This is a genomic window from Roseiarcus sp., assembly GCF_052145395.1.
GTDB lineage: Bacteria > Pseudomonadota > Alphaproteobacteria > Rhizobiales > Beijerinckiaceae > Roseiarcus.
Window position 1 is genome coordinate 1 of the sequence record NZ_JBKQOT010000703.1, and the last position, 6,053, is coordinate 6,053.

Sequence of the window (6,053 nt, forward strand, 5' to 3'; positions counted from 1 at the left end):
GTTCGGCATCGCGTGAAAATGAGGGGATACATGAGAACGTCGACTGATCAGCCTTCGTGCTCCTTCGTGAACTTTGTGGTGAACATATCCACCACAAAGGACACGAAGGGTCACAAATCACGTCGAACTTTCAGAGGCTTGAGGCGGCATGGAACAGGTCATCGCCAATGGGCTCTATCTCGGCGCGCAATACGCCATGATCGCGCTCGGCCTGACGCTGATCTTCGCGCTCATGAACGTGCTGAATTTCGCGCACGGGCAGATGTACGTGCTCGGCGGATTCGTCGTCTATGAAGTCTACGGCCTGATGAAGCTGCCCTTCGTCGTAGGCCTCATCGCCTCCGCGCTCACGCTCGCCGTCGTCGGCGCGGCTCTGGAACGCTTCCTGTTCCGCACCGTGATCCGGCGCAGCGAACGCGAGGAGAGCACGATGCTGCTGGCCGCCGGGGTCGCCTATTTCCTCGACGCGGCGATCTTGCTCATGTTCGGGGAGAAGCAGCGCGGCGTACACAAGATCGTCAACGGCGTCTTCATCTGGGACAACCTGATCCTCCCCTGGGACCGCATCCTCGTTGCGGGCCTCGCCGTCGCCTTCATCGTCGCCTTCATCCTCATGATGCAGTTCACCAAACCCGGCCGCGCCATGCGAGCCATGGCGCAGGACCGGGTCGCAGCGCAACTGATGGGCGTGCCGGTCGCGTTCTACGGCTTGGTCGGCTTTGCGCTCGGCGCCATGCTTGCGGGCCTCGTCGGCGGACTTCTGGTGACGATCACCGGCGTGAATTCCGGCATTGGCGGGGCGATCTCGATCAAGGCTTTCATGATGGTGATGATCGGCGGCGCGGGCGTGGTCGGCGGCGCGATCGCGGGCGGCTTCATCCTCGGCATGCTGGAATCGGTCGGCCTGACCGTCCTTCACGCCTATGGCGACATCACCTATCTCGTCATCTTCGTCGCCCTGATGGTCTTCCTCGCAATCCGCCCCAACGGCCTGATGGGCAAGCCATGGGGATGAGCCGATGACCCGGATGCAGCGCAGCGCGCGCGCCGCGGCCGTCGCGCTCTTTCTCCTGATCGTATTCGTGGTCATTCCGCTCGCCATATACGAGACGCATCGCACCGATCTCTATTATACGCTGAGCTCGGTCGCGCTGCTCGCCATCGCTTCCGGCGGCGTCTGGCTCACCTTCTACATCGGCCGCATCAATATCGGCCAGGGAGCGTATGCGCTCGCGGGCGGCTATGTCTCCGCAGTCCTGGTCTCCACCTACGGCCTGTCGTTCTGGCTGAGCCTGCCGATCGCGGGGCTCTTCTGCGCCCTGATCAGCGTGCTGATCGGCCTGCCGATCCTGAGATTGCGCGGCGTCTATTTCTCGATGGTCACGCTGGTGCTGACCGAAGTGGCCCGGCTTTCGGCGCTCGCCCTGCCCGTCACCAACGGCGCCAAGGGCATCACCAGCATTCCCATGCCCGGCGCGATTGGCCTCTTGGGGCTGACGATCGTCCCGGCGTTCGACTCTTTCGCCGAACCGAACGCCGCCTTCTACTTCCTGTCGGTGACGATGATGACGCTCACTTTCGCCGCTCTCTGGCGGCTGGTGAATTCGCGCGTCGGCCATCTGTTCGCGGCGTTGCGCCAGAACGAGGCGCTCGCCTCGTCCATGGGCGTCAACGTGCCGCTTCTGCGCGTGCTCGCCTACGCAATCTCCTCGTTCCTGGGCGGGATCGGGGGCGCGATCTTCGTCGCCATCGCCCAGTCGATCTATCCGTCGAGCTTCACCGTCAACGACAGCGTGAACTTCATGCTCAACTGCTTCCTCGGCGGCTTAAGCTACGTGTTCGGCCCGATGCTCGGGACGCTGGTGCTCTATTTCGGCTGGGACCTTCTTTTCCAGACCGGCCAGTACCAGCTCCTCATCTATTCCGGCGTGATGATCCTGCTGATCGTCGCGCTGCCGAACGGGCTTCTCAGCCTGCGCTGGCCGTCGAGGAAAGCGCCATGACGGCGCCGATCCTGGAGGTCCGCGACCTCACCAAGCGCTTCGGCGGCTTGACCGCGGTCAACGAGGTCTCGTTCGACGTCGAGCCGAACGCGATCCTGTCGATCATTGGCCCCAACGGCGCCGGCAAGTCGACCATCTTCAAGCTGATCTCGTCGTTTGAAAAGCCGACGCGCGGCGAGGTTCGTTTCAACGGCGAGGTGATCTCGGGCCTCGCCCCGCATATCGTCGCCCGCAAGGGGGTGGTGCGCACCTTTCAGGAGACGACCATCTTCAAGGGCATGACGGCGCGCGACAGCGTCATCGTCGCCCATCACCTCCGCTCGCGCGCGAGCCTTGCCGGCTTCTACGTCGGCTCGGCGGCGGCGCGCCGCGACGAACAGGCGTTCGGCCGCTCGGCCGACGAGATCCTGGATTTCCTCGGTCTCGGCGCCGTCAAGAACGAGCTCGCGAGCAACCTGCCGCAAGGCCATCTGCGTGCCCTCGGCATCGCGATCGGGCTCGCCGCCGACCCAAAGGTCCTGCTGCTCGACGAACCCTTCGCCGGTATGAACGTCGACGAAACCAATCGGGCGGTCGAGATGGTCTGGGCGGTGCGCGACCGCGGCGTGACCTGCCTGCTCGTCGAGCACGACATGCCGGCGGTGATGAAGATCTCCGACCGCATCGTCGTGATCAATTTCGGCGTCAAGATCGCCGAAGGGACGCCAGCCGAGATCCGATCCAACGACAAGGTCATCGAGGCCTATCTCGGCGTCGAAGACGAATCGATCGGGCTCTAGACCATGGCCCCCATGCTCGCGCTCGATGGCGTCGAACTCTACTACGACCATGTCTACGCGCTGAAGGGCGTGTCGATCGCCCTCGACGAGGGCGAGACGGTCGCGCTGATCGGCGCGAATGGCGCCGGCAAATCGTCGATTTTGCGCGCCATCACGGGCCTCCGCCGCATCCGCAAGGGGTCGATAACCTTCGAGGGCCAGCGGATCGACGGGCTCGACCCGGCAGCGATCGTCAAGCTCGGCATCGCCATGGTCCCCGAAGGTCGCCGGGTGTTCCCCTACATGAGCGTGCGCGACAACCTGCTCATGGGCGCCTTCTCGCGTTCGGACGCGGCGGGCGTTCGCGCCTCGCTCGACGACGTGCTGCACCGCTTTCCCCGCCTCAAGGATCGCCTGCGCCAAGTGGCGGGAACAATGAGCGGCGGCGAGCAGCAGATGCTGGTGATCGGCCGTGCGTTAATGGCCAAGCCCAGGTTGCTGCTGCTCGACGAACCCTCGCTCGGCGTCGCGCCGAAGATCGTCCAGGACATCGCCCGCTCGATCGTCGCGATCAACCGCGACGAGAAGGTCAGCGTGCTGCTGGTCGAGCAGAACTCGCGCATGGCGCTCCGCATCTCCCACCGCGCCTACGCGCTGTCGACCGGCTCGATCGCGCTTGCCGGCCATTCGGCCGACCTCGCCAAGGACGAGCGCGTGCAGCATCTCTATCTGGGCGGTGAGGTCTGAGGGCGCATGCCATGCTGATCTGCGTCGTCAACCCGAACACCACCGCCTCCATGACGGCGAAGATCGGGGTGGCGGCCAAGGCCGCCGCCTCGCCCGGCGTCGAGGTCCGGGCCGTCAATCCGAACTTTGGCCCGCCGAGCATCGAAGGCTATTTCGACGAAGCCTTCGCCGTTCCGGGGCTTCTCGACGAGATCGCCAGGGCCCCTGACGCGAACGCCTTCGTCGTCGCCTGCTTCGACGACACGGGTCTCGAAGCCGCGCGTTGCGCAACCACCGCGCCCGTGGTCGGCATCGGCGAGTCGGCCTTCCACGTGGCGAGCCTGATCGCGGAAAAGTTCAGCGTCGTGACCACCCTCGCCCGCTCGATCGCGCCGATTGAGAAGAACCTCGTCAAATACGGCCTCGCCGCGCGCTGCGCCCGGGTGCGCGCCGCCGACGTTCCCGTCCTCGCGCTGGAAGAGCCGGGGTCCGACGCCCGCCGCACGATCGAGGCCGAGATTTTTCGCGCGCTTGCGGAGGACGGCGCGGACGCGATCGTGCTCGGTTGCGCCGGCATGACCGACCTTGCGCGCGACCTCGAACAGAAAGCCGGCGTTCCGGTGCTCGACGGAGTCGCCTGCGCCGTCGGTCTCGCCGAGACGCTCGCGAGGCTCGGGCTGAAAACCTCGAAGCGCAACAGCTACGCCCCGCCGCTGGCGAAGGCGTACGCGGGCGAGTTCGCGAAGTTCTCGCCGAGGTGAGGCCTCGAAGCCCTTCGCCCCGCGAAGCGGGGAGACGGTGGCCGAAGGCCGGATGATGCGGCTGCGCCGCCCCTCACCCCGACCCTCTCCCCGCTTACGCGGGGCGAGGGGGACGCCTCCTACTTGATCGGCGGAACCGGCAGCACGGTCTCGCCCTCATGCATCACGTAGGTGTGGTCGAGCGCATGCCACGGCGGGCGGATCGACGGGTCGGTCGGATGCGGCTCGTCGTGGCGGACGAAGGCGCCGACCAGCGCCTTGGTGACGCCGAACTGCGGGTCGTCCTCAAGATTGGGGTCTGACGGGTCGTAGACCTGCGAGATCAGCACCTTGTAGCCCGGCTTGACGATCAGCGCGTGCAGATGCGCCGGCCGTTTCGGCTGACGGTTCTGGGCTTTGAGCAGGCGCCCCACGACGCCACCGGTCCGGATCGGATAGCCGACCATCTTCACCGTCGAGAACCAGAAACGGCCGTCCGCGTCGGTCGTGAATTTGCCCCGCAGGTTCATTTCCGCCTGGTCCGGATCGTGGTTCTCGTAAAGGCCGAGCGGCGAGGCGTGCCAGACGTCGACCTCCGCGCCTTCGATCGGCGCGCCCGACGCGTCCACCACGCGTCCCGTCACCATGAGCGACTCGCCGGGCGTCGGGGAGCGCAGGATCGATCCTCCGTTTGGAACGCGCGGCGAATGCAGGCGCCAAAACGGACCGAGCAGGGACTGGGACGTCTCCGCGCTCCCGTCGACGCCGTTGTTCAAGAGGCAGACCAGCGACGACACGCCGAGGGAGCCGGCCAACAGCACCGTCTCGTTGTGCGTGTCGGTCGAAAGCCGGCCGATTTCGTTGACGACGGCGGTTGCCGCGCGGAACTCGGCCTCCGTCAGCCGCACCTCGCGCACGAAGGCGTGCAGGTGCTTAACGAGCGCGATCAGGATCTGGCGCAGTCGCGGGTCTTCGGTTCGCGCCATGGCGGCGAGCGCGTCGAGGTTCACGTCGTCGAGGTCGCTGATGATCATTCAAGCCCCCAAACCGAGGCGCTCGCGCGCGCTCTCGGTTCCCGTCGCCACCGGCGCGCTCTCGGCCACTTTTGCGAGACCGGACAGCGGCATGCCGCTATAGACCGATTCGTATTCGCCGGCGCGCACCCGATACGTCTCGTGCCAGATGCCGACGTCGCCGCGCGAATCCTTCATCCGGCGATTGAATTCGACCCACGCCGGCCAGTGCGCCTTTTCCCGGGCGCGGGCGTAGGCCTCGAGGCAGTCGAAACTGCGCCAGTATTGGACCAGGGTCGTCATCCCGAGGCTGGTGTATCCGAGGCAGCCGATCCCTGCCGGCGCGGCGTCCAACTCCTTGAGCATCTTTGGCATCGCCATCAAGACGGGCAGCCATCTGTGGACCTTCCACGGTTTGTTGATTCGCATGCCGATCAGGAACACGACGAAATCGCCTTCGATCCGCGCCGTCACGCGGCTTTCGAGGAAGGCGGGCATGAGCGGCCTCCTTTCTGCCGCACCATTGTAGCTGCGATCGGCGACCGCGGCGACGCGGTTGCAGCCGCGCTGAGCGCGGCCGACGCTCTCAGCGAGTGGTTGCCGGTTGCTTCGTAAGCGGCACGGCGATCACAGGGCGATCGCACCTACCAAATCGCGCGGCATCCGATAGCATTGTGAGCGGGCCGTGGATGCGTCGGGTAGCGCCGTGAAGAATGACAGTCATAATGACACTCATCAAGACAGTCGCAAAGGCGACGATCGCTATCGCCGGGTCGAGTTGATCACAGGGACGACGCGCCACCTGCGCAGGAG

At 65.6% G+C, this 6,053-nt stretch carries 7 protein-coding genes; 5 read left to right on the plus strand and 2 right to left on the minus strand.

Translation table 11 applies throughout. The features are described 5' to 3' along the window. Positions 1-148: 148 nt before the first annotated feature. From ACLP25_RS24005 to ACLP25_RS24025, 5 genes are read left to right on the plus strand one after another with little or no spacing between them, the layout of a single operon-like run. Entirely contained in the window at positions 149-1,015 is an 867-nt protein-coding gene (locus ACLP25_RS24005; RefSeq protein ID WP_442471638.1) for a branched-chain amino acid ABC transporter permease, read from the plus strand. A gap of 4 nt (positions 1,016-1,019) precedes the next feature. After that, on the plus strand, positions 1,020-2,003 hold the full coding sequence (locus ACLP25_RS24010) for a branched-chain amino acid ABC transporter permease (RefSeq protein WP_442471639.1): 984 nt from the start codon (positions 1,020-1,022) through the stop codon (positions 2,001-2,003). Then, on the plus strand, positions 2,000-2,782 hold the full coding sequence (locus tag ACLP25_RS24015; protein ID WP_442471640.1) for an ABC transporter ATP-binding protein: 783 nt from the start codon (positions 2,000-2,002) through the stop codon (positions 2,780-2,782). The genes ACLP25_RS24010 and ACLP25_RS24015 overlap by 4 nt, the downstream gene beginning before the upstream one ends. Before the next feature lie 3 nt (positions 2,783-2,785). Beyond that, positions 2,786-3,508: an ABC transporter ATP-binding protein gene (locus tag ACLP25_RS24020; RefSeq protein ID WP_442471641.1), complete on the plus strand. Its 723-nt coding sequence runs from the start codon at positions 2,786-2,788 to the stop codon at positions 3,506-3,508. A gap of 11 nt (positions 3,509-3,519) precedes the next feature. Then, positions 3,520-4,248: an aspartate/glutamate racemase family protein gene (locus ACLP25_RS24025; protein ID WP_442471642.1), complete on the plus strand. Its 729-nt coding sequence runs from the start codon at positions 3,520-3,522 to the stop codon at positions 4,246-4,248. 119 nt (positions 4,249-4,367) lie between these two features. Here the strand turns inward: ACLP25_RS24025 and ACLP25_RS24030 are convergent, their stop codons facing one another. Both ACLP25_RS24030 and ACLP25_RS24035 read right to left on the minus strand, forming a co-directional pair. After that, positions 4,368-5,261 carry a dioxygenase family protein gene (locus ACLP25_RS24030; RefSeq protein ID WP_442471643.1) on the minus strand — a complete coding sequence of 298 codons (894 nt, stop codon included), beginning with the start codon at positions 5,259-5,261 and terminating at the stop codon, positions 4,368-4,370. After that, positions 5,262-5,738, minus strand: coding sequence for a DUF4188 domain-containing protein (locus tag ACLP25_RS24035; protein WP_442471644.1), 477 nt, complete (start codon positions 5,736-5,738; stop codon positions 5,262-5,264). Positions 5,739-6,053 lie beyond the last annotated feature (315 nt).